The sequence below is a fragment of the Rathayibacter sp. VKM Ac-2760 genome (genome assembly GCF_009834185.1).
Classification (GTDB): Bacteria; Actinomycetota; Actinomycetes; order Actinomycetales; family Microbacteriaceae; genus Rathayibacter.
The window spans coordinates 1,827,462-1,848,634 of record NZ_CP047173.1; the positions used below are offsets into that span (position 1 = coordinate 1,827,462).

The window sequence follows — 21,173 nt, forward strand, 5'->3', positions numbered from 1 at the left end:
CCCGGCCCCGAGTGCCGCTGGCTAGGCTTGCCGGGTGCATCTCGCAGCCCTCACCGGAGGCATCGCCTCGGGCAAGTCCACCGTCGCCCGCCGCCTAGCCGAGCACGGGGCGGTCGTCGTCGACGCCGACCGGCTCGCCCGGGAGGTGGTCGAGCCGGGGGAGCCCGCGCTAGCCGCGATCGCCGAGCGGTTCGGCCCCGCCGTCCTCCGCGCCGACGGCTCGCTCGACCGGGCCGCGCTGGGCGCCGTGATCTTCTCCGACCCCGCCGCCCGCCAGGATCTGAACGCCATCACGCACCCGGCGGTGTCGCTCCGCTCGCAGGAGCTGTTCGCTGCGGCGGCGTCCGCCGATCCGCACGCGGTCGTCGTCTACGACGTCCCGCTGCTCGCGGAGTCGCGGGGCGCGGGGGAGTTCGACGAGGTGATCGTGGTCCACGCCCCCCGGGAGGCGCGCGTCGAGCGGCTGATCGCGCTGCGGGGGATGACCGAGGCGGAGGCCCGCGCGCGCGTGGGCGCCCAGGCGAGCGACGAGGAGCGGCTCGCCCTCGCGGACGCGGTGATCGACGCCTCGGGCGCGCTGGACGAGACGCTCGCGCAGACGGATGCGCTGTGGGAGCGGCTGCGCCGCCGCTCCTGACCAGGCCCGTTCGCCGTCGGCGCAGGCCCACCCCGATGTCGGTGGTCGCGGTTACGCTTCGACCATGGAGCCAACCCGTGCCGTGCACCCCTTCGAGGTCATCAGCGAATACCAGCCGAGCGGCGACCAGCCGGGGGCGATCGCCGATCTGAGCGCCCGGATCAACGCCGGCGAGACCGACGTGGTCCTCCTCGGCGCCACCGGCACCGGCAAGTCCGCGACGACCGCGTGGCTGGTCGAGGCGGTCCAGCGGCCCACGCTCGTCCTCGCGCACAACAAGACGCTCGCCGCGCAGCTCGCGAACGAGTTCCGCGAGCTCTTCCCCAACAACGCCGTCGAGTACTTCGTCTCCTACTACGACTACTACCAGCCCGAGGCCTACGTCCCGCAGACGGACACCTTCATCGAGAAGGACAGCTCGGTCAACGCCGAGGTCGAGCGCCTGCGCCACTCCACCACGAACTCGCTGCTCAGCCGGCGCGACGTCATCGTGGTCTCGACCGTCTCCTGCATCTACGGCCTCGGCCAGCCCGAGCAGTACCTCGAGGCGATGGTCGCGCTCCAGGTCGGCCAGCGGGTCGACCGCGACCGCCTGATCCGCAAGTTCGTCTCGATGCAGTACGCCCGCAACGACGTCGACTTCGCCCGCGGCACCTTCCGGGTCCGCGGCGACACCATCGAGATCATCCCGATGTACGAGGAGCTCGCCATCCGGATCGAGATGTTCGGCGACGAGATCGAGGCGCTCTACACGCTGCACCCGCTCACCGGGAACGTCGTGAAGAAGCTCGAGTCCGTCTCCGTCTTCCCCGGCTCGCACTACGTCGCCAGCCAGGACGTCATGCACCGCGCCATCGACACCATCCAGCAGGAGCTCGAGGTCCGCCTGGCCGACCTCGAGAAGCAGAACAAGCTCCTCGAGGCGCAGCGCCTGCGGATGCGCACCACGTTCGACCTCGAGATGATGCAGCAGATCGGCTTCTGCTCCGGCATCGAGAACTACTCGCGCCACATCGACGGCCGCGAGTCCGGTGAGGCGCCGCACTGCCTGCTCGACTACTTCCCCGACGACTTCCTCGTCGTCATCGACGAGTCGCACGTCACCGTGCCGCAGATCGGCGCGATGTACGAGGGCGACGCCTCGCGCAAGCGCACCCTGGTCGAGCACGGCTTCCGGCTGCCCTCGGCGATGGACAACCGCCCGCTGAAGTGGGAGGAGTTCAAGGGCCGCGTCGGCCAGACCGTCTACCTCTCGGCCACCCCCGGCCGCTACGAGATGGGGATCGCCGACGGCATCGTCGAGCAGATCATCCGCCCGACCGGCCTGATCGACCCCGAGATCGTCGTCAAGCCGACCAAGGGCCAGATCGACGACCTGCTCGAGGAGATCAAGCTCCGCACCGAGCGCGACGAGCGCGTGCTCGTCACGACCCTCACCAAGCGGATGGCGGAGGAGCTCACCGACTTCCTCACCGAGGCCGGGGTCCGGGTGCGCTACCTGCACTCCGACGTCGACACGCTCCGCCGGGTCGAGCTGCTCTCCGAGCTGCGCGCCGGCGTCTACGACGTCCTCGTCGGCATCAACCTCCTCCGCGAGGGCCTCGACCTGCCCGAGGTGTCGCTCGTCGCGATCCTCGACGCCGACAAGGAGGGCTTCCTCCGCTCGTCGACCTCGCTCATCCAGACCATCGGCCGTGCCGCGCGCAACGTCTCGGGCGAGGTGCACATGTACGCGGACAAGATGACCGACTCGATGAGGCTCGCCATCGACGAGACCGACCGTCGCCGCGAGAAGCAGGTCGCCTACAACCTCGACCACGGGATCGACCCGACGCCGCTGCGCAAGAAGATCGCCGACATCACCGACGCGCTCGCTCGCGAGGGCGCCGACACGGCGAAGCTCCTGGCCGGCCGCGACGCGAAGAAGAAGAGCCCGACGCCGAACCTGCGCCGCCAGGGTCTCGCCGCGAACGGCGGCAACGACCTCGAGGCGATCATCGCCGACCTCAACGGGCAGATGCTCCAGGCCGCCGGCGAGCTGAAGTTCGAGCTCGCGGCGCGCCTGCGCGACGAGGTCTCCGAGCTCAAGCGCGAGCTGCGGCAGATGGAGAAGGCCGGGCACCTGTCCTGACCGCAGTGGCCGGCCCACGCGGGCCGGCCCGCCCGTGCGGGTGCACTCCTCCGGCGCAAGTCACGGGGAGAAGGATCAGCGGCCAGCGAACGCCCCGGGCGATGTCGGTGGCTCCGCATACACTTTCGAGGTGTCGATCCTGAACGCCGTTACGGACCCTTCCACCACCCCCTCACCCTCCTTCCACCGCTTCGTCTCCTCGCTGGACGAATCGGTCTCGAAGCTGGTGGTGAGCGGGGCCAGAGTGCACAACCTGCGCGATGTCGACCTCGAGATCCCGCGCGACTCGATGGTCGTCTTCACCGGACTGTCCGGGTCGGGCAAGTCCTCGCTCGCCTTCGACACGATCTTCGCCGAGGGCCAGCGCCGCTACGTCGAGTCGCTCTCCGCCTACGCGCGGCAGTTCCTCGGCCAGGTCGACCGGCCCGACGTCGACTTCATCGAGGGCCTCAGCCCCGCGGTGTCGATCGATCAGAAGTCGACCAACCGCAACCCGCGGTCGACGGTGGGCACGATCACCGAGATCTTCGACTACATGCGCCTGCTCTGGGCGCGGATCGGCATCCCGCACTGCCCCATCTGCAGCGAGCCCATCTCCGCGCAGACCGTGCAGCAGATCGCCGATCAGCTGATGGAGCTCGAGGCCGGCACCCGGTACCAGATCCTCAGCCCGGTCGTCTCGCAGAAGAAGGGCGAGTTCGTCGACCTCTTCAAGGAGCTGACCGCCGGCGGCTACTCCCGCGCCATGGTCGACGGCAAGCTGATCCAGCTGAGCGAGCCCCCGGTCCTCAAGAAGCAGTTCAAGCACGACATCTCCGTCATCGTCGACCGCCTGGTCGCCGGCCCGGACATCCTCGGCCGCCTCACCGACTCGCTCGAGACGGCCCTGCGGCTCACCGACGGCATCGTGCAGATCAACTTCGTCGACGGCGAGGGCGACGGTGCCTGGACGACGTACTCCGAGAAGCTGTCCTGCCCCAACAACCACCCGATCTCGCTCACCGAGATCGAGCCGCGCACCTTCTCCTTCAACGCGCCGTTCGGCGCCTGCCCCGAGTGCTCCGGTCTCGGCACGCGGATGTCCGTGGACGACGAGCTGCTGCTCGGCGACCCCGATCTCAGCATCGCCGAGGGCGTCATCATCCCCTGGACCACGCAGGGCAAGGGCCTGTTCCAGTACTACGAGAAGCTGCTCGACGGCCTCTCCCGCGACCTCGGCTTCAAGCTGACCACCCCGTGGAAGCGCCTCAGCTCGGAGGTGCAGCAGGCCGTGCTGCACGGCGACAACTTCGAGGTCAAGGTCAAGTGGAAGAACCGCTACGGCCGTGAGATGAGCTACACCTCCGGCTTCGAGGGCGTCGTGCCCTACATCGAGCGGCAGTACGTCCAGGCCGAGACCGACGTGCAGCGCTCGCGCTGGGCCGAGTTCCTCCGCGAGGTGGCCTGCCCGGTCTGCAAGGGCTCGCGGCTGAAGCCCGAGGTGCTCGCCGTGCTGGTGCACGGCGCGAGCATCGCCGACGTCGCCGACCTCAGCCTCGCCGACGCCCAGTCGTTCATGAGCCGGCTCGAGCTGACCCCGCGCGAGGCGACCATCGCCGCGCAGGTGCTCCGCGAGATCCGGGCGCGCCTCGACTTCCTGATCGAGGTCGGGCTCAACTACCTCAACCTCTCCCGTGCCGCCGGGTCGCTCTCGGGTGGCGAGGCGCAGCGCATCCGGCTCGCGACCCAGATCGGCTCCGGGCTCACCGGTGTCCTCTACGTGCTCGACGAGCCGAGCATCGGCCTGCACCAGCGCGACAACCGCCGGCTGATCGACACGCTGATCAAGCTGCGCGACCTCGGCAACACCCTGATCGTCGTCGAGCACGACGAGGACACCATCCGCACCGCCGACTGGATCGTCGACATCGGCCCCGGCGCCGGCGTCAACGGCGGCCAGGTGGTGCACTCCGGCTCCTACGAGTCGCTGCTCGAGAACACCCACTCGCTGACCGGCGACTACATCGCCGGCCGCCGCTCGATCGAGCTGCCGAAGAAGCGACGCAAGATCGACCGCAAGCGCGTCATCAAGGTCGTCGGGGCCAACGCGAACAACCTGCAGAAGGTCGACGTCGAGTTCCCGCTCGGCACCTTCGTCGCGGTCACCGGCGTCTCCGGTTCGGGCAAGTCGACGCTGGTGAACGACATCCTCTACCGGGTGCTCGCCAACCAGCTCAACGGCGCCCGCAAGGTGCCGGGCAAGCACACCCGCGTCACCGGGCTCGAGAACCTCGACAAGGTCGTCCACGTCGACCAGAACCCGATCGGGCGCACCCCGCGCTCGAACCCGGCGACGTACACCGGCGTGTTCGACCGCATCCGCAACCTGTTCGCCGAGACCACCGAGGCGAAGGCCCGCGGCTACCTGCCCGGCCGGTTCAGCTTCAACGTCAAGGGCGGCCGCTGCGAGGCCTGCTCGGGCGACGGCACGATCAAGATCGAGATGAACTTCCTGCCCGACGTCTACGTCGCGTGCGAGGTCTGCGGGGGAGCGCGCTACAACCGCGACACCCTGACCGTGCACTACAAGGGTAAGAACATCGCCGAGGTGCTCGACATGCCGATCGCCGAGGCGGCCGAGTTCTTCGAGCCGATCACGTCGATCCACCGCTTCCTCAAGACCCTGGTCGAGGTCGGCCTCGGCTACGTCCGGCTCGGGCAGAGCGCGACCACGCTCTCCGGCGGCGAGGCGCAGCGCGTCAAGCTCGCCACCGAGCTGCAGCGCCGCTCGAACGGGCGGAGCGTCTACGTGCTCGACGAGCCGACCACCGGTCTGCACTTCGAGGACGTGCGGAAGCTCCTGCTGGTGCTCAACGGCCTCGTCGACAAGGGCAACACCGTCATCACCATCGAGCACAACCTCGACGTGATCAAGTCGGCCGACTGGCTGATCGACATGGGCCCCGAGGGCGGTGCGGGCGGCGGCCAGGTCGTCGCGATCGGCACTCCCGAGCACGTCGCGAAGGTGAAGGAGAGCCACACCGGCGGCTTCCTCGCCGAGATCCTGTCGTGAGCCGGCTCGGGCAGCAGGGCGTGACCGGACGCCTCCGGCGGGTCGGGGGAGCGGCGGCGCGGGCATGACGCAGACCGTCGACTTCCGGCCGAAGCCGGGCGAGATCCCGACCCTGCCGGGCGTCTACCGCTTCAAGGACGCCCGGGGCCGGGTGCTCTACGTGGGCAAGGCCAAGAACCTCCGGGCCCGGCTCAGCAACTACTTCGCGCCCCTGCCGAGCCTGCACGAGCGGACGCGGCGGATGGTCACCTCGGCGTCCGGAGTCGAGTGGACCGTCGTCGGCACCGACGTCGAGGCTCTGCAGCTCGAGTTCACCTGGATCAACGAGTTCAATCCGCCCTTCAACGTCAAGTTCCGCGACGACAAGTCGTACCCGTACATGGCGGTGACCCTCGGCGACGAGGCGCCGCGGGTGATGGTGACGCGCAACTCCAAGATCCGCGGGGCCCGCTACTTCGGCCCGTACCCGAAGATCTGGGCGATCCACGAGACGATCGATCTGATGATCAAGGCGTTCCCGATCAGGACCTGCAACGACTCCAACTACAAGCGCGCGATGCAGAGCGGGAAGCCCTGCTTCGCCTCGCAGATCGGCCGCTGCGGCGGCCCGTGCTCGCACCGGGTCACCTTCGCGGAGCACCGCGCGATCGTCGATCGCTTCGTCGCGTTCATGGGCAGTCACGACCGGAAAATGATCGGCGAGCTCGAGCGCGAGATGCGCGAGGCCGCCGAGGCGATGCAGTACGAGCGCGCCGGCAAGCTCCGCGACCAGGCCGCCGCGCTCGACGCGGTGCTGGCCAAGAGCGCCGTCGTGCTGAAGGACAACGTCGACGTCGACCTCTACGCGATCGTGCACGACGAGCTCGCCGCCTCGGTCCAGCAGTTCCGCGTGCGCGGCGGCCGCATCCGCGGCGAGCGCGGCTGGGTGGTCGACAAGGAGCTCGACATGAGCACCGCCGAGCTCGTCGACACGGCGCTCCAGGCGGCCTACGAGAGCGGCGACATCCCGCCGCGCGAGGTCGTCGTGCCCGAGCTGCCCGAGGACTCGGAGGCGCTCGAGGAGTGGCTGGGCGGCCTCCGCGGGGCGAACGTGCGCCTGCGCGCGGCCCAGCGCGGCGACAAGGCGGCACTGCTCGAGACCGCGACGCAGAACGCCAAGCACTCGCTGATGCTCTACAAGACCCGCCGGTCCGCGGACTTCACCGCGCGCACCCAGGCTCTGGAGGACATCCGCGACGCACTCGGCATGGCCGAGGCTCCGCTCCGGATGGAGTGCTACGACGTCTCGCACCTCAGCGGCACCAACATCGTCGCGTCGATGGTCGTCTTCGAGGACGGTCTGGTCCGGAAGGACCAGTACCGCCGCTTCTCGATCGCCGAGTCGACGGACGACACGGAGTCGCTGCACCAGGTGCTCACCCGCCGCCTCGCCTACCTGAAGGAGCCGGCCGAGCCCGCCGAGATCGACCCGGAGACGGGCGAGGCCAAGCGGCGCAAGTTCTCCTACCCGCCGAACCTGCTGATCGTCGACGGCGGTCAGCCCCAGGTCGCGGCCGCCCAGCGGGCGCTCGACGAGTCGGGCGTCACGGGGATCACGCTCTGCGGCATCGCGAAGCGGCTCGAGGAGATCTGGCTGCCCGACTCGGACTTCCCGGTGATCCTGCCCCGCAACAGCGATGCGCTCTTCCTCTTCCAGCGGATCCGCGACGAGGCGCACCGCTTCGCGATCACCCACCAGCGCCAGCGCCGCAAGCGCGACATCTCCTCGCAGCTCGCCGAGATCCCCGGCCTCGGCGGCACCCGCGTCCGCGACCTGCTGAAGCACTTCGGCTCGGTCACCCGCCTGCGGGAGGCCAGCGACGCCGAGATCGCCGAGGTGAAGGGCATCGGGCCGACGCTCGCGGCCGCGATCCACGGGCACCTGCATCCCTGAGGCACCGCCCACCGCCGGGTGCTCCGCCCAGGGCCACGCCCTAGGCTGGAAGCCCGCCCTCCCCGAAGGAGGGTCCGCGACCACACCACACGAGCACGGAGACCCCATGAGCACCGAGAGCGAGCAGCAGAACGTGCTGATCGTCACCGGGATGTCCGGAGCCGGACGATCCACCGCCGCCAACGCGCTGGAGGACCTCGGCTGGTACGTGGTCGACAATCTCCCGCCGCAGATGCTGCGGCCACTGGTCGATCTCGCGCAGCGGGCGGGCGACACCGTCCCCAAGGTCGCGGCGGTCGTCGACGTCCGCGGTCGCGACTTCTTCGCCGACCTCGGCGAGATCGTGCGCGAGCTGCGCGTCGGCGTCGACCTGCGCGTGGTCTTCCTCGAGGCGACCGATGCCGCACTGGTCCGCCGGTTCGAGCAGGTCCGCCGCCCGCACCCGCTCCAGGGGCGCGGAACGCTGCTCGACGGCATCTCGGCCGAGCGGGCCCGCCTCGCGCAGCTGCGCGAGTCCGCCGACGTCGTGATCGACACCTCCGACCTCAACCCGCACCAGCTCGCCACGACGATCACCGACCGCTTCGCCGAGGCCGGCCGCGCCGGACTCCAGATCACGGTGATGAGCTTCGGCTTCAAGTACGGACTGCCGACGGACGCCGACATGGTCGCCGACGCGCGCTTCCTGCCCAACCCGTACTGGATCCCCGAGCTCCGCCCGCACACGGGTCTCGACGAAGAGGTGAGAGACTACGTGCTGGCCCAGCAGGGCGCGGAGGAGTTCATCGACTCCTACTCGCGCGCCCTCCGGCCGGTGCTCGACGGCTATCAGCGCGAGAACAAGCGCCACGCGACGATCGCCATCGGCTGCACCGGTGGCAAGCACCGCTCGGTCGCCGTCGCCGGCCGCGTCGCGGCCCGACTGGCCGAGCTGCCGGGTGTCGCCGTCAACGTGGCGCACCGCGACCTCGGCCGAGAATGAATCCCGCGCGCTCCGCCGCGCACCCGACGTAAGGAAAGACTCCGTGGCCCTCACTGCAGACGTCAAGGGCGAACTGGTCGCGATCGTCTCGCGCAAGAACACCGTCCGTGCCGCTGAACTGGCGACCATCCTCCGCTTCTCCGGGGGACTGCACATCATCTCCAACCGCCTCGCGGTCGAGGTCGAGCTCGACTCGGCGCCGCTGGCCACCCGCGTCCGCCGCGACCTCGCCGAGCTCTACGGCGTCCGCAGCGAGGGCAGCATCGTCTCCGCCGGCGGCTCGCGCCGCACGACCAGCTGGCTCGTCCGGGTGGTGGAGGGCGGCGACACCCTCGCGCGCCAGACCGGTCTGCTCGATCAGCGCGGCCGCCCCGTCCGCGGGCTGCCGAACCGCCTGACGACGGGCACGCGCGAGGAGCTCGCCGCCGTCTGGCGCGGCGCGTTCCTCGCCCAGGGCACGCTCACCGATCCCGGTCGATCCGCCGCGCTCGAGGTGATCTGCCCCGGCAACGAGGCGGCGATGGCCATCGTCGGAGCGGCCGGCCGCCTCGGCGTGCAGGCGAAGTCGCGCGAGGTGCGCGGCGTGCACCGGGTCGTCGTCCGCGACGGCGAGAGCATCAGCGCCATGCTCACCCTGATGGGCGCGACCTCGACGGTCGCGAGCTGGGAGGAGCTGCGCCAGCGCCGCGAGGTGCGCGCGACCGCCAACCGCCTGGTCAACTTCGACGACGCGAACCTCCGCCGCTCCGCGCAGGCCGCCGTCGCCGCCTGCTCCCGGGTCGAGCGCGCCATGGAGATCCTCGGCGAGGACATCCCCGAGCACCTCCGCTACGCCGGCCGGCTGCGGCTCGCCCACCGCGACGCGAGCCTCGACGAGCTCGGCCACCACGCCGACCCGCCGATGACGAAGGACGCGGTCGCCGGCCGCATCCGCCGCCTTCTCGCGATGGCCGACAAGCGCGCCTCGGACCTGGACATCCCGGGCACCGACGCGAACCTGCCGGCGGAGCTCCAGGACCTCTGAGCCCGACGCGCCCGCGGGCCGTCCGGCGCGCGAACGCTGAGTGTCTCCTGGTTGAACGGAGGAAACGCCCCGAGTGCGGCGGGCGCCTCTCACTAGACTGGAAAGGTCGCTCAGGACACCCCGGCACACCCTCCCGCTCAGCGGTGAGGGGCCGTGAGACCCGGCGGATCACTGAGGTCGACGACCACGAACAGGAGATCGCACATGGCTGACTACACCCTCGCCGAACTGCCCTACGACTACTCGGCCCTCGAGCCGCACATCAGCGGGAGGATCATGGAGCTGCACCACGACAAGCACCACGCGACGTACGTGACCGGGGCGAACACCGCTCTCGCCGCGCTGCAGGAGGCTCGCGACAGCGACAACCTCGCCAACGTCAACAAGCTGCAGAAGGACCTGGCGTTCAACCTCGCCGGTCACGTGAACCACACCGTGTTCTGGAACAACCTCTCGCCCGACGGCGGCGACAAGCCGACCGGCGAGCTCGCCGCGGCGATCGACGAGAACTTCGGCTCGTTCGACAAGTTCAAGGCCCACTTCACCGCCTCGGCCCTCGGTATCCAGGGCTCCGGCTGGTCAATCCTCGCCTGGGACTCGCTCGGCGAGAAGCTCCTGATCGAGCAGCTCTACGACCACCAGAGCAACCACGCCGCCGCCACCGTCCCGGTGCTGCTGCTCGACATGTGGGAGCACGCCTTCTACCTCGACTACGTCAACGTGAAGGCCGACTACGTCAAGGCGTTCTGGAACATCGTGAACTGGGCCGACGTCTCGGCGCGCTTCGAGAAGGCCCGCCGGAACACTTCCGGCCTGCTGCTACTGTCGTAGCGATTCCGGCGTCCCGGGTCCCCATCCGGGACGCCGCTCTCGCAGCGATCCACACCCTCCACTGCACCGTCGAGGTGCCCTTCCTCTCCAGGAGATATCTGTGTCCGTCAAGATCGGCATCAACGGCTTCGGCCGTATCGGCCGTAACTTCCTCCGTGCGGCCCTCGCCAAGGGCAGCGACCTCGAGATCGTCGCGGTCAACGACCTCACCGACAACAAGGCGCTCGCGCACCTCCTGAAGTACGACTCCATCACCGGCCGCCTCGACGCGACCGTGGAGCTGGACGGCGACAAGATCGTCGTCAACGGCAAGCCGATCATCGTGCTCGAGGAGCGCGACCCCGCGAACCTCCCCTGGGGCGAGCTGGGCGTCGACGTCGTCATCGAGTCGACCGGCCGCTTCACCAAGTCGGAGGACGCGCGCAAGCACATCACCGCCGGCGCCAAGAAGGTCATCGTCTCGGCTCCCGCCACCGGCGACGACGTCGCGACCATCGTCCTCGGCGTCAACGAGGGCACCTACGATCCCCAGGTCCACGACATCGTCTCGAACGCCTCGTGCACCACGAACTGCCTCGCGCCGCTCGCCAAGGTCCTGCTCGACAACTTCGGCATCGAGCGCGGTCTGATGACCACGGTCCACGCCTACACCGCCGACCAGAACCTGCAGGACGGCCCGCACAGCGACCTCCGTCGCGCGCGCGCCGCCGCGGTCAACATCATCCCGACCTCGACCGGTGCCGCCAAGGCGCTCGGCCTGGTCATCCCGGAGCTCGTCGGCAAGCTCGACGGCTACGCGCTCCGCGTCCCGGTCCCGACCGGCTCGATCACCGACCTCACGGTCGAGCTGTCGAAGTCCGCCACGGTCGAGGAGATCAACGCGGCCTACAAGGCCGCCGCCGAGGGCGACCTCAAGGGCATCCTCAAGTACACCGAGGACCCGATCGTCTCGAGCGACATCGTCACCGACCCGCACTCCTCGATCTTCGACGCCGGCCTGACCAAGGTCATCGGCAACCAGGTCAAGGTCGCCTCCTGGTACGACAACGAGTGGGGCTACTCCAACCGCCTCGTCGACGTCGCCGAGCTCGTCGCCGGCAAGCTCTGAGTCACGACTCCGTGACGAGTGACACCGTGACGCTCCGCACTCTGGACTCACTGGGCTCCCTCGCCGGCACGCGCGTCGTCGTCCGCTGCGATCTGAACGTCCCCCTGAAGGACGGAACGATCACGGACGACGGCCGCGTGCGCGCGTCGGTGCCCACGCTCCAGCGGCTCGTCGCCGAGGGCGCCCGAGTCGTGGTCGTGAGCCACCTCGGGCGCCCGGACGGCGCCCCCGACTCGAAGTACAGCCTCGCGCCCGTCGCGAAGCGCCTCGGCGAGCTGCTCGACGCCCCCGTCTCGTTCGCCGAGGACACCGTCGGCGATGCGGCCTCCGCCGCGGTCGACGCGCTCGAGGACGGCCAGGTCGTCGTGCTCGAGAACCTCCGCTTCAACCCGGGGGAGACCAGCAAGGACGCGGACGAGCGCCGCGCGTTCGCCGAGAAGCTCGCCGCCTTCGGCGACGCCTTCGTCTCCGACGGCTTCGGCGTCGTGCACCGCAAGCAGGCGAGCGTCTACGAGCTCGCCCAGCTGCTGCCCAGCGCGGCCGGCACGCTGATCGCGGCCGAGCTCGACGTCCTGGACCGCCTGACCGAGAAGCCGGAGCGTCCGTACACGGTCGTCCTCGGCGGCTCGAAGGTCTCGGACAAGCTCGGCGTGATCGAGCACCTGCTGCCGCGGGTCGACTCGATCCTGATCGGCGGCGGCATGCTCTTCACCTTCCTCAAGGCCCAGGGCCACGAGGTCGGCAAGAGCCTGCTCGAGGCCGACCAGATCGACACCGTCCTCGGCTACCTCGCGAAGGCGAAGGAGCTCGGGGTGGAGATCGTCGTCCCCACGGACGTCGTCGTCGCCTCGAAGTTCGGAGCGGACGCCGAGTACGTGACGGCACCCGCCGACGCGATCGAGGACACCGCCTTCGGCGCGGACGGCCTCGGTCTCGACATCGGACCGGACACCGCGAAGCGGTTCGCCGAGGTCGTCGCGGCCTCGAAGACCGTGTTCTGGAACGGCCCGATGGGCGTCTTCGAGCTCGAGCCCTTCGCGGCCGGCACGAAGGCCGTCGCTCAGGCCCTCACCGAGGTCGACGGACTCAGCGTCGTCGGCGGCGGAGACTCGGCCGCCGCGGTGCGCGCCCTCGGTTTCGAGGACGGGCAGTTCGGTCACATCTCGACGGGAGGCGGAGCCAGCCTCGAATTCCTCGAGGGGAAGCGCCTCCCCGGACTGGAGGTCCTCGGATGGCAGTGACATCCCGCACCCCGCTCATCGCCGGCAACTGGAAGATGAACCTGGACCACCTCCAGGCCATCGCCTTCGTCCAGAAGCTCGCGTGGAGCCTCAAGGACGCCGACCACGACTTCGACGGCGTCGAGGTCGCGGTGTTCCCGCCGTTCACCGATCTGCGCCCCGTGCAGATCCTCGTCGACTCCGACAAGCTGCCGCTCAAGTACGGCGCGCAGGACCTGTCGAAGTTCGACAGCGGGGCCTACACCGGTGAGATCTCCGGCCAGTTCCTCAAGCAGCTCGAATGCGACTACGTCATCGTCGGCCACTCCGAGCGGCGCACGCTGCACGGCGAGACCGACGCGGACATCGCGGCGAAGACGGCTGCGGCCGTCAAGCACGGCGTCCCGCCGATCGTCTGCGTCGGCGAGACCGCCGAGGATCTCGAGAAGCACGGCCCGTCCGCGGTGCCGGTCGCGCAGCTGAAGGAGGCCCTCACCGGGCTTCCCGCGGACGCCGACCTCGTGGTCGCGTACGAGCCGGTCTGGGCCATCGGCTCCGGCCAGGCCGCCACGCCCGAGCAGGCCCAGCAGGTCTGCAAGGCCCTCCGCGACGTCGTCGCCGACATCCTCGGCGCCGACACCGCGGCGAAGACGCGCATCCTCTACGGCGGCTCCGTCAAGTCCGGCAACATCGCCGGCTTCATGCGCGAGCCCGACGTCGACGGCGCCCTCGTCGGAGGCGCCAGCCTCCAGGTCGACGAGTTCGCCGCCATCGCGCGGTTCCGCAACCACGTGGGCGTCTGACGCTCTGAGTCTCTGAAGGGGTGGGTCCACACGGGCCCACCCCTTCAGTGTTTCCGCGTCTCACCATGCACCGGCGCAGCGTGGCCCACCCGCCAGCTGGTGGGGACCTCGCGCGGGCGCGGGCGGAGGGGATGGCCTCGTCGCGGCGACAGGCTCGGGTCTGGCGGGCGCTCCGCAGGAGCGCGGGAAGGCGCTGCGACGAGGCCATCCCCTCCGCCCCTCACCAGAAGTCGAAGCCCCTGCGTATACAGCGGACAGAACACAGGGCGTCGTGATTCCCCGGGGGTTCGCAGGCGCCGTTATACTCGTCGAGGCGTGCAACGCGCCAGAACTTCGAAAGGTACCGCGTGGACATCCTCCAGGTCGTGCTCCAGGTCGTCCTGGGCATCACGAGCCTTCTGCTCACCATGCTGATCCTGCTCCACAAGGGGCGCGGCGGCGGACTGTCCGACATGTTCGGCGGTGGAGTCACCTCGAACCTCGGAGCCTCCGGCGTCGCAGAGCGCAACCTGAACCGCATCACCGTGATCCTCGGCCTCGTCTGGCTGGCCTGCATCGTGGTGCTCGGTCTCATCACCAAGTTCGACACCGGAGCATAGGGGTAATCGGTATGGCATCAGGCGGCAGTGCAATCCGCGGTTCGCGCGTCGGCGCGGGACCCATGGGCGAGCAGGACCGGGGCTACCACGCCGAGCGCGTCGCGGTCTCCTACTGGGACGCCCTCGGCAACGAGACGGTGCGCCACTTCTCGGCGGCCCTCCCCGAGGACGAGATCCCCGAGGTGATCGACTCCCCGCAGTCCGGTCTTCCCGCCGGCCGCGACCGGGCGAACCCGCCCCAGGTCGCGAAGTCGGAGCCCTACAAGACGCACCTCGCGTACGTGAAGGAGCGCCGCACCGAGGCCGAGGCCGCTCAGCTCCTCGAGGAGGCGCTGCAGCAGCTGCGCGCCCGCCGGGGCACCGCGACCCCCTCCTGAGCACCGCCGGCCGCAGGGCCGGTGCAACGACGAAGGGCCCGTCCTCCCGAGGAGGCGGGCCCTTCGTCGTTCCTGGACGAGCCGTCCGGGGGAGAGCTCAGTAGCTGGGCGCGATGAGCGACTCGGGGACCTCGGCCGCGGCCTCCTGGTCGACGAAGAAGACGGTGCGCTTGCGGCCGAACGCTCCCGCAGCGGGCACCTCGTTGGTGCTCGCGCCGGCCAGGGCGAGACCGAGGGCGGAGGCCTTGTCGGCGCCCGCGAGGACCATCCAGATCCGGTCGGACTGGTTGATCAGCGGCAGGGTGAGGGTGAGGCGCTCGGGCGGCGGCTTGGGGGAGTTGCGGACGGCGAGGACGCCGGGCTGCGGGTGGCGGATCGCCGAGCGCTCGGGGAAGAGCGAGGCGATGTGCCCGTCGGGGCCGACCCCGAGGAAGGTGATGTCGAAGCGCGGGTACTCGCGCCCCTCCGTCGCGTGAGCGCGGAGCTCGGCGTCGTAGGCGGCGGCCGCGGCGTCGAGGTCGAGTCCCTCGTCCGAGGCCGGGTAGCGGTGCACGTTCTCGGCGGGCACGCCGAGCGTCGTGAAGAGATCGCCCGCCTGGACGTCGTTGCGGTCCTCGTGCCCGCGGGGCACCCAGCGCTCGTCGCCCCACCAGAAGTGCACGCGCGTCCAGTCGACGTTGCCCGAGGCGGAGGAGCCGGCGATCTCCTTCAGCGTCGCCGCGCCCATCGTCCCGCCGGTGAGCACCACGTTCGCCGAACCCAGGTCGTCGAGGATGTCGATCGTCTTCGTCAGGAAGCGCGCGGCGACCGAGCCGGCGAGGGACTGCTTGTCTCGGTGGACCAGCACACGGCGGTCAGTGGTCATCGGGGGACTCCTTCGGGTCGGTCGCCCATCGGCGGATGGTCGGCCTCACGGCCGCCGCACCCGGTGCGGGGTGCGGCGGCCGTGGGGGCCGCGGTGTCAGGAGGCGCTGCGAGCGTCGTTCTTCTCGGTGAGCATGTCGACACCGCGCGAGATGACTTCACCGTACAGGTCATCCGGGTCGAGCCTGCGCAGCTCCTCCGCCAGGCAGTCGCGCAGGCTCCGGCGCGGGAGGGAGATGTCGTGCACGGGCTGGTCCGGCTGCGTCAGCGTCGCCACGTTCGGGATCGAGCGCTCCAGCTCGATGACGCCGGACGCGCGGAACAGGCGGACGCCGTGGATGCCGCTGGAGCCCGTCGCGCTGATGGTGAGCTCGTGGTCGACGGGGATGTCGAGCTCGAGCTGCAGCCAGGCGGCGAGCAGGATCGTCGAGGGGGAGTCCGGGGCGCCGGAGACCTCGACGGCCGTGATCGGCTCGTAGGGCGGCTGGTCGAGCACCGCGGCCAGCTGGGCGCGCCAGAGGGTGAGCCGCGTCCAGGCGAAGTCGGTGTCTCCGGGGGCGTAGGTGGAGGCGAGGTGGTGCAGCGCCTCCGCCGGGTTCGACTGGGCGGACGCGTCGGTGATCCGCCGCGTGGCGATCCGGCCGATCGGCGACTTCGACGCGCTGTCGGGCGCGCTGTTCGGCCACCAGGCGACGACGGGCGCGTCGGGCAGGAGGAGTCCGGTGACCAGGCTCTCCTCGTCGCTCGCCGCGTCGCCGAACGGGCGGAGGACGACGACCTCGCTCGCGCCGGCGTCGCCGCCGACCCGGATCTGGGCGTCGACCCGCGCACTGGCGTTCACGGGCACGGTGGTCAGGCCGTCGTCCTTCGAGACGACGATGACGCGCATCGGGTGCTCGCGGGACGCGTCGTTCGCCGCCTCGATCGCCTCCTCCTCGTGGCCCCGGGAGGTCGCGATGATGAGGGTGAGCACGCGACCGAGGGCGACGGCGCCGCCCTCCTCGCGGATCTTGACGAGGGTCTTCGAGACCTCGCTCGTCGTGGTGTCGGGCAGATCGACGATCACGGGCGCCTCCAGGTGCGGCCGTCGCGAGCGAGGAGCTCGTCGGCGGAATCGGGACCCCAGGTTCCGGGGCGGTACTGCTCGGGCTGACCCTGCGTGGCCCAGTACTCCTCGATCGGGTCGAGGATCTTCCAGGACAGCTCGACCTCCTCGTGCCGCGGGAAGAGCGGCGGCTCGCCGAGGAGCACGTCGAGGATGAGGCGCTCGTAGGCCTCCGGGCTGGCCTCGGTGAAGGCATGGCCGTAGCCGAAGTCCATCGTCACGTCGCGCACCTGCATCCCGGCGCCGGGCACCTTCGAGCCGAAGCGCATGGTGACGCCCTCGTCGGGCTGGACGCGGATGACCAGGGCGTTCTGCCCGAGCGAGGTGGTCTGGCTCTCGGCGAAGAGCTGCTGCGGTGCGCGCTTGAAGACCACGGCGATCTCGGTGACGCGGCGGCCGAGGCGCTTGCCGGCACGCAGGTAGAACGGCACGCCGGCCCAGCGGCGGGTGCCGATGTCCAGGCGCATCGCGGCGAAGGTCTCGGTCGTCGAGGTGGGGCTCATGCCGTCCTCCTCGAGGAAGCCGAGCACCTTCTCGCCGCCCTGCCAGCCGCCGGAGTACTGCCCGCGGGCGGTGACGGTCGAGAGGTCCTTCGGCAGTCGGACGGCCGCGAGGACCTTCTCCTTCTCGGCGCGCAGGTCCGCGGCGTCGAACGAGATCGGCTCCTCCATCGCGGTGAGCGCGAGCAGCTGGAGGAGGTGGTTCTGGATGACGTCGCGCGCGGCGCCGATGCCGTCGTAGTAGCCGGCGCGGCCGCCCACTCCGATGTCCTCGGCCATGGTGATCTGCACGTGGTCGACGTAGTTCGAGTTCCAGAGCGGCTCGTACATCATGTTGGCGAAGCGCAGCGCCAGGATGTTCTGGACCGTCTCCTTGCCGAGGTAGTGGTCGATCCGGAAGACGGAGTCCGGCGGGAAGACCGACTCGACCACGGCGTTGAGCTCGCGGGCGGTCTTCAGATCGCTGCCGAACGGCTTCTCGATGACGACGCGGCGCCACTGGCCGTCCTTCTGCTCCGCGAGGCCCGAGTTGCGCAGCTGCTCGGTGACCTGGGGGAAGGACTTCGGCGGGATGGAGAGGTAGAAGGCGAAGTTGCCGTTCGTGCCGCGCTCGCGGTCGAGCTCGTCGACGGTCGTCTTCAGCCGGCTGAACGCCTCGGGGTCGTCGAACTCGCCCTGCACGAAGCGGATGCCCTGCGCGAGCTGGGTCCAGACCTCCTCGTGGAACTCGGTGCGCGCGTACTTCTTGACGGAGTCGTGCACGACCTTCTCGAAGTCCTGGTCGTCCCAGTCGCGCCGGGCGAAGCCGACGAGCGCGAAGCCGGGGGGCAGGAGGCCGCGGTTGGCGAGGTCGTAGACCGCCGGCATCAGCTTCTTGCGGGAGAGATCGCCGGTGACGCCGAAGATGACGAGGCCGCTCGGCCCCGCGATCCGGTTCAGCCGGCGGTCGAAGCTCAACCGCAGTGGGTTGAACTCGGGGGTGATGTCCACAGACATGTGCAGTGTCCTTCTGTGTGCCGCGGCGGCCGGCGGGCCGGTCGTCTCGGCGCACTGCTATCGGTGACGGAGGGGGAGGGTGCCGCCCGCCCGCTCCGCTGAGGGCTTGCGATCACGGCCCGCGACGGGCCGCGGGTGACCACGGACGCGACGCCCCGCCTCCCGAGGGGAGGGCGGGGCGTCGCGTCGGCGGATCAGGTGTTGAGCGCCTCGAAGAGCGCCTCGAGGTCGGCGTCCGCGTCGGTCAGCGTCAGCGTCAGGACGGGGCGGCCGTGCTCGGCGAGCACGCTCGCGTCGCCCGCGGCCTGGGCCTGGATCAGCTGGCCGAACGTGAACGGGCTCTCGGGGATCTCGAGGTCCGTGCTCGCGCTCTCGGTGATCTGGAGGAAGACGCCGGTCGGCGCTCCGCCCTTGTGGTACTGACCGGTCGAGTGCAGGAAGCGCGGGCCCCAGCCGAAGGTGACCGGCCGCTTCGACTGCGCGGCGAGGAGGTCGCGGACGCCCTCCAGCTGCGGCAGGGCGAGGCGGTCGACGTAGGCCTGGATCGACACGTAGCCGCCCTCGCCCAGCTGGGCGAGGAGGCGGTCGACGGCGGCCGCGATGGTCGAGACGCCCTCGGTGACCTCGGGCGTGCCCGTCACCTCGATGCCCGCGTCCGTGAAGGCCGGGGTGGCCGGCTCGGGGCGCTTCTCGAGCAGGGCCCGGGTCGCGATCTTCGCGGACTCGACGTCGGGCTGGTCGAACGGGTTGATCCCGAGCAGGCGGCCGGCGACGGCCACCGCGTACTCCCAGGTCAGCATCTGCGCGCCGAGCGAGCCGGAGAGGAGGATCTCGCCCTCGTGCCGGTCGCGCGGGAACAGGTGCAGCGCGCTCGCGTCCTCGACCAGGCGGACGACCTGCACGTCGGCGAGGTCCTCCGACAGCTCGGGGGCGAGGGTGCCGAGGACGACGGGGAGGATGCCCGAGCCGTCCTTGCCGGTGGACTCGGCGATGAGCTGCTCGGCCCAGTCGGCGAAGCCGACGATGTGCGTGCCGTCGGCCACGATCGCGAGCTTGTCGCGGCGCGGGCTGGTGGCGGCGATCGCGGCACCGAGGAGCAGACCCGGGTTCTCCGGGGTGTCCACGGCCAGGCCGAGCGACGCCTCCGCTGCCTCGTCGAGGAGGGCCTCGATGTCGGCGCCGGCGAGTCCGGACGGCACGAGGCCGAACGCGGAGAGCGCCGAGAAGCGGCCGCCGATGTTCGGGTCGGCGTTGAAGACCCGGTAGCCCGCCTCGCGGGAGGACGAGTCCAGCGGCGAGCCGGGGTCGGTCACGATGACGATGCGGTCGAGCGGGTCGATGCCGGCCTCGGTGAACGCCTTCTCGTACGCCTTCTTCTGGCTGGCGGTCTCGACCGTCGACCCGGACTTGGACGAGATGACGACCGCGGTGCTCGCCAGTCGGTCGTTCAGGGCCGCGAGGACCTGACCGGGCGCGGTGGAGTCGAGCACGGTGAGCTCGACACCGGCGGTCCGGGTGATGACCTCGGGCGCGAGCGAGGAGCCGCCCATGCCGCCGAGCACGATGTGGTCGATGCCCTTGGCCAGGAACTCCTCGCGCAGCGCGAGGATCTCCGGGATCAGCGGGCGGGAGACGGTGGTCGACTCGGTCCAGCCGAGGCGCTTCGCGGACTCCTCCTCGGCCGCCGCACCCCAGAGGGTGGGGACCTGGGCGGTGATGCCCGAGGCGACCTCGTCGGCGACGAGCTCCGGGACGACGCGGTCGGCGGCCTTCTCGGCGTCTCCGCTGAGGTGGATCTCGATCGCCATGATCAGGCCTTCGCCTTCGCGCCCTCGAGCGCGGCGGTGACGGTGTCGAGCAGCTCGTTCCAGGAGACGACGAACTTCTCGACGCCCTCCTTCTCGAGCAGCTCGGTGACCTCGGCGTAGGAGACGCCCTGCGCGGCGACCGCGTCGAGGACGGCGTTGGCGTCGGCGTAGGAGCCGGTGACGCTGTCGCCGGCGATGACGCCGTGGTCGAACGTCGCCTCGAGGGTCTTCTCGGGCATCGTGTTGACGACGCCGGCGGCGACCAGCTCGGTCACGTAGAGGGTGTCGGGGAGGTCGGTCGACTTGACGCCGGTCGAGGCCCAGAGGGGACGCTGACGGTTGGCGCCGGACTCCTGCAGCAGCAGCGCGCGCTCGGTGGCGAACGCCTCGACGAAGACCTCGTAGGCGAGCTGCGCGTTGGCGACGCCGGCCTTGCTCTTCAGGGCGAGGGCCTCGTCGGTGCCGACGGCCTCGAGGCGCTTGTCGATCTCGGTGTCGACGCGCGACACGAAGAACGAGGCGACGGAGTGGATGGTCAACAGGTCGATGCCGGCCTCCTTCGCCTTCTCGAGACCGGCGAGGTACGCGTTGATGACGGCGCGGTAGCGGGCGAGCGAGAAGATCAGGGTGACGTTGACCGAGATGCCGGAGCCGATGGCCTCGGTGATGGCCTCGAGGCCCTCGACGGTCGCGGGGATCTTGATCATCGCGTTCGGGCGGTCGACCTTGGCCCAGAGGGCCTTGGCCTGCTCGATGGTGCCCTGCGCGTCGTGCGCGAGGCCCGGCTCGACCTCGATCGAGACGCGGCCGTCGTAGCCGTTGGTCGCGTCGTAGATCGGGCGGAAGACGTCGGAGGCGGCGGCGACGTCGTCGGTGGTGATCGCGAAGACCGCGTCGGTCACCGAGGTGTCGGCGGCGGCGAGCTCCTCGACCTGCTCGTCGTAGGACTCGCCCTTGGCGAGGGCCGCGGCGAAGATCGTGGGGTTGGTGGTGACTCCGACGACGTTCTTCTCGTCGATGAGCTTCTGCAGCCCGCCGCTCGAGATGCGCGAGCGCGACAGGTCGTCGAGCCAGATGCTGACGCCGGCGGCGGAGAGGTCTGCGGTGGGGGTGTTCTCGGTCATGTCTCTTCTTCTCGCTAGGTGGTGCGGGTCGGTGGGGAGTCGTGGGTCCGACGGCGAAGGCCGCGCCCTGGCGGACGCG

17 protein-coding genes are annotated in these 21,173 nt (G+C 70.3%); 12 read left to right on the forward strand and 5 right to left on the reverse strand.

Annotated elements, in window-relative coordinates; translation table 11 throughout:
* Positions 1 to 34 precede the first annotated feature (34 nt).
* The 12 genes from coaE to GSU72_RS08305 all read left to right on the forward strand — a co-directional run bounded on the left by coaE (position 35) and on the right by GSU72_RS08305 (position 14,697).
* Entirely contained in the window at positions 35 to 637 is a 603-nt protein-coding gene (coaE, locus tag GSU72_RS08250) for a dephospho-CoA kinase (protein WP_159984581.1), read from the forward strand.
* A gap of 64 nt (positions 638 to 701) precedes the next feature.
* Entirely contained in the window at positions 702 to 2,768 is a 2,067-nt protein-coding gene (gene uvrB / locus GSU72_RS08255) for an excinuclease ABC subunit UvrB (RefSeq protein ID WP_123704319.1), read from the forward strand.
* A 202-nt stretch (positions 2,769 to 2,970) separates the two neighbouring features.
* The gene (gene uvrA / locus GSU72_RS08260) at positions 2,971 to 5,820 is read left to right on the forward strand and encodes an excinuclease ABC subunit UvrA (protein ID WP_159986735.1); all 2,850 of its coding nucleotides are present in this window, start codon (positions 2,971 to 2,973) and stop codon (positions 5,818 to 5,820) included.
* A 64-nt stretch (positions 5,821 to 5,884) separates the two neighbouring features.
* Positions 5,885 to 7,753: an excinuclease ABC subunit UvrC gene (gene uvrC, locus GSU72_RS08265; protein ID WP_159984582.1), complete on the forward strand. Its 1,869-nt coding sequence runs from the start codon at positions 5,885 to 5,887 to the stop codon at positions 7,751 to 7,753.
* A gap of 106 nt (positions 7,754 to 7,859) precedes the next feature.
* Entirely contained in the window at positions 7,860 to 8,735 is an 876-nt protein-coding gene (rapZ, locus tag GSU72_RS08270) for an RNase adapter RapZ (RefSeq protein WP_159984583.1), read from the forward strand.
* A 43-nt stretch (positions 8,736 to 8,778) separates the two neighbouring features.
* A complete protein-coding gene (gene whiA, locus GSU72_RS08275) occupies positions 8,779 to 9,759 on the forward strand; it encodes a DNA-binding protein WhiA (RefSeq protein ID WP_159984584.1) in 981 nt (326 codons plus the stop codon).
* 204 nt (positions 9,760 to 9,963) lie between these two features.
* The gene (locus GSU72_RS08280; protein WP_159984585.1) at positions 9,964 to 10,590 is read left to right on the forward strand and encodes a superoxide dismutase; all 627 of its coding nucleotides are present in this window, start codon (positions 9,964 to 9,966) and stop codon (positions 10,588 to 10,590) included.
* A gap of 100 nt (positions 10,591 to 10,690) precedes the next feature.
* Positions 10,691 to 11,698, forward strand: a complete 1,008-nt coding sequence (gene gap, locus GSU72_RS08285) for a type I glyceraldehyde-3-phosphate dehydrogenase (protein WP_123446267.1) — start codon at positions 10,691 to 10,693, stop codon at positions 11,696 to 11,698.
* 26 nt (positions 11,699 to 11,724) lie between these two features.
* Positions 11,725 to 12,939: a phosphoglycerate kinase gene (locus GSU72_RS08290; protein ID WP_159984586.1), complete on the forward strand. Its 1,215-nt coding sequence runs from the start codon at positions 11,725 to 11,727 to the stop codon at positions 12,937 to 12,939.
* The gene (gene tpiA / locus GSU72_RS08295) at positions 12,930 to 13,721 is read left to right on the forward strand and encodes a triose-phosphate isomerase (RefSeq protein ID WP_159984587.1); all 792 of its coding nucleotides are present in this window, start codon (positions 12,930 to 12,932) and stop codon (positions 13,719 to 13,721) included. The genes GSU72_RS08290 and tpiA overlap by 10 nt, the downstream gene beginning before the upstream one ends.
* 347 nt (positions 13,722 to 14,068) lie before the next feature.
* Positions 14,069 to 14,320 carry a preprotein translocase subunit SecG gene (gene secG / locus GSU72_RS08300; protein ID WP_123733087.1) on the forward strand — a complete coding sequence of 84 codons (252 nt, stop codon included), beginning with the start codon at positions 14,069 to 14,071 and terminating at the stop codon, positions 14,318 to 14,320.
* 11 nt (positions 14,321 to 14,331) lie between these two features.
* The gene (locus tag GSU72_RS08305; RefSeq protein ID WP_123446271.1) at positions 14,332 to 14,697 is read left to right on the forward strand and encodes an RNA polymerase-binding protein RbpA; all 366 of its coding nucleotides are present in this window, start codon (positions 14,332 to 14,334) and stop codon (positions 14,695 to 14,697) included.
* A 97-nt stretch (positions 14,698 to 14,794) separates the two neighbouring features.
* On the opposite strand, the gene pgl is transcribed toward GSU72_RS08305, so the two are convergent.
* From pgl to tal, 5 genes are all read right to left on the reverse strand, one after another.
* Positions 14,795 to 15,562, reverse strand: coding sequence for a 6-phosphogluconolactonase (pgl, locus tag GSU72_RS08310; RefSeq protein WP_159984588.1), 768 nt, complete (start codon positions 15,560 to 15,562; stop codon positions 14,795 to 14,797).
* A gap of 96 nt (positions 15,563 to 15,658) precedes the next feature.
* Positions 15,659 to 16,627, reverse strand: a complete 969-nt coding sequence (locus tag GSU72_RS08315) for a glucose-6-phosphate dehydrogenase assembly protein OpcA (protein ID WP_159984589.1) — start codon at positions 16,625 to 16,627, stop codon at positions 15,659 to 15,661.
* Positions 16,624 to 18,162 (reverse strand): glucose-6-phosphate dehydrogenase, encoded by a 1,539-nt coding sequence (gene zwf / locus GSU72_RS08320; RefSeq protein WP_159984590.1) that lies wholly within the window; start codon positions 18,160 to 18,162, stop codon positions 16,624 to 16,626. Before zwf ends, GSU72_RS08315 begins: the two co-directional genes overlap by 4 nt.
* A gap of 194 nt (positions 18,163 to 18,356) precedes the next feature.
* On the reverse strand, positions 18,357 to 19,970 hold the full coding sequence (locus tag GSU72_RS08325; protein WP_159984591.1) for a glucose-6-phosphate isomerase: 1,614 nt from the start codon (positions 19,968 to 19,970) through the stop codon (positions 18,357 to 18,359).
* 2 nt (positions 19,971 to 19,972) lie between these two features.
* Complete coding sequence (gene tal, locus GSU72_RS08330) at positions 19,973 to 21,094, reverse strand: transaldolase (protein WP_159984592.1); 1,122 nt, start codon at positions 21,092 to 21,094, stop codon at positions 19,973 to 19,975.
* Positions 21,095 to 21,173 lie beyond the last annotated feature (79 nt).

What these genes read in the sequence shown, in the direction of transcription:
- tpiA (WP_159984587.1), top strand. Translation starts at nt 12,930, where the DNA reads ATGGCAGTGACATCCCGCACCCCGCTCATCGCCGGCAACTGGAAGATG.
- GSU72_RS08280 (WP_159984585.1), top strand. Translation starts at nt 9,964, where the DNA reads ATGGCTGACTACACCCTCGCCGAACTGCCCTACGACTACTCGGCCCTC.
- rapZ (WP_159984583.1), top strand. Translation starts at nt 7,860, where the DNA reads ATGAGCACCGAGAGCGAGCAGCAGAACGTGCTGATCGTCACCGGGATG.
- pgl (WP_159984588.1), bottom strand. Translation starts at nt 15,562, where the DNA reads ATGACCACTGACCGCCGTGTGCTGGTCCACCGAGACAAGCAGTCCCTC.
- GSU72_RS08305 (WP_123446271.1), top strand. Translation starts at nt 14,332, where the DNA reads ATGGCATCAGGCGGCAGTGCAATCCGCGGTTCGCGCGTCGGCGCGGGA.
- zwf (WP_159984590.1), bottom strand. Translation starts at nt 18,162, where the DNA reads ATGTCTGTGGACATCACCCCCGAGTTCAACCCACTGCGGTTGAGCTTC.
- GSU72_RS08325 (WP_159984591.1), bottom strand. Translation starts at nt 19,970, where the DNA reads ATGGCGATCGAGATCCACCTCAGCGGAGACGCCGAGAAGGCCGCCGAC.
- uvrB (WP_123704319.1), top strand. Translation starts at nt 702, where the DNA reads ATGGAGCCAACCCGTGCCGTGCACCCCTTCGAGGTCATCAGCGAATAC.
- uvrC (WP_159984582.1), top strand. Translation starts at nt 5,885, where the DNA reads ATGACGCAGACCGTCGACTTCCGGCCGAAGCCGGGCGAGATCCCGACC.
- tal (WP_159984592.1), bottom strand. Translation starts at nt 21,094, where the DNA reads ATGACCGAGAACACCCCCACCGCAGACCTCTCCGCCGCCGGCGTCAGC.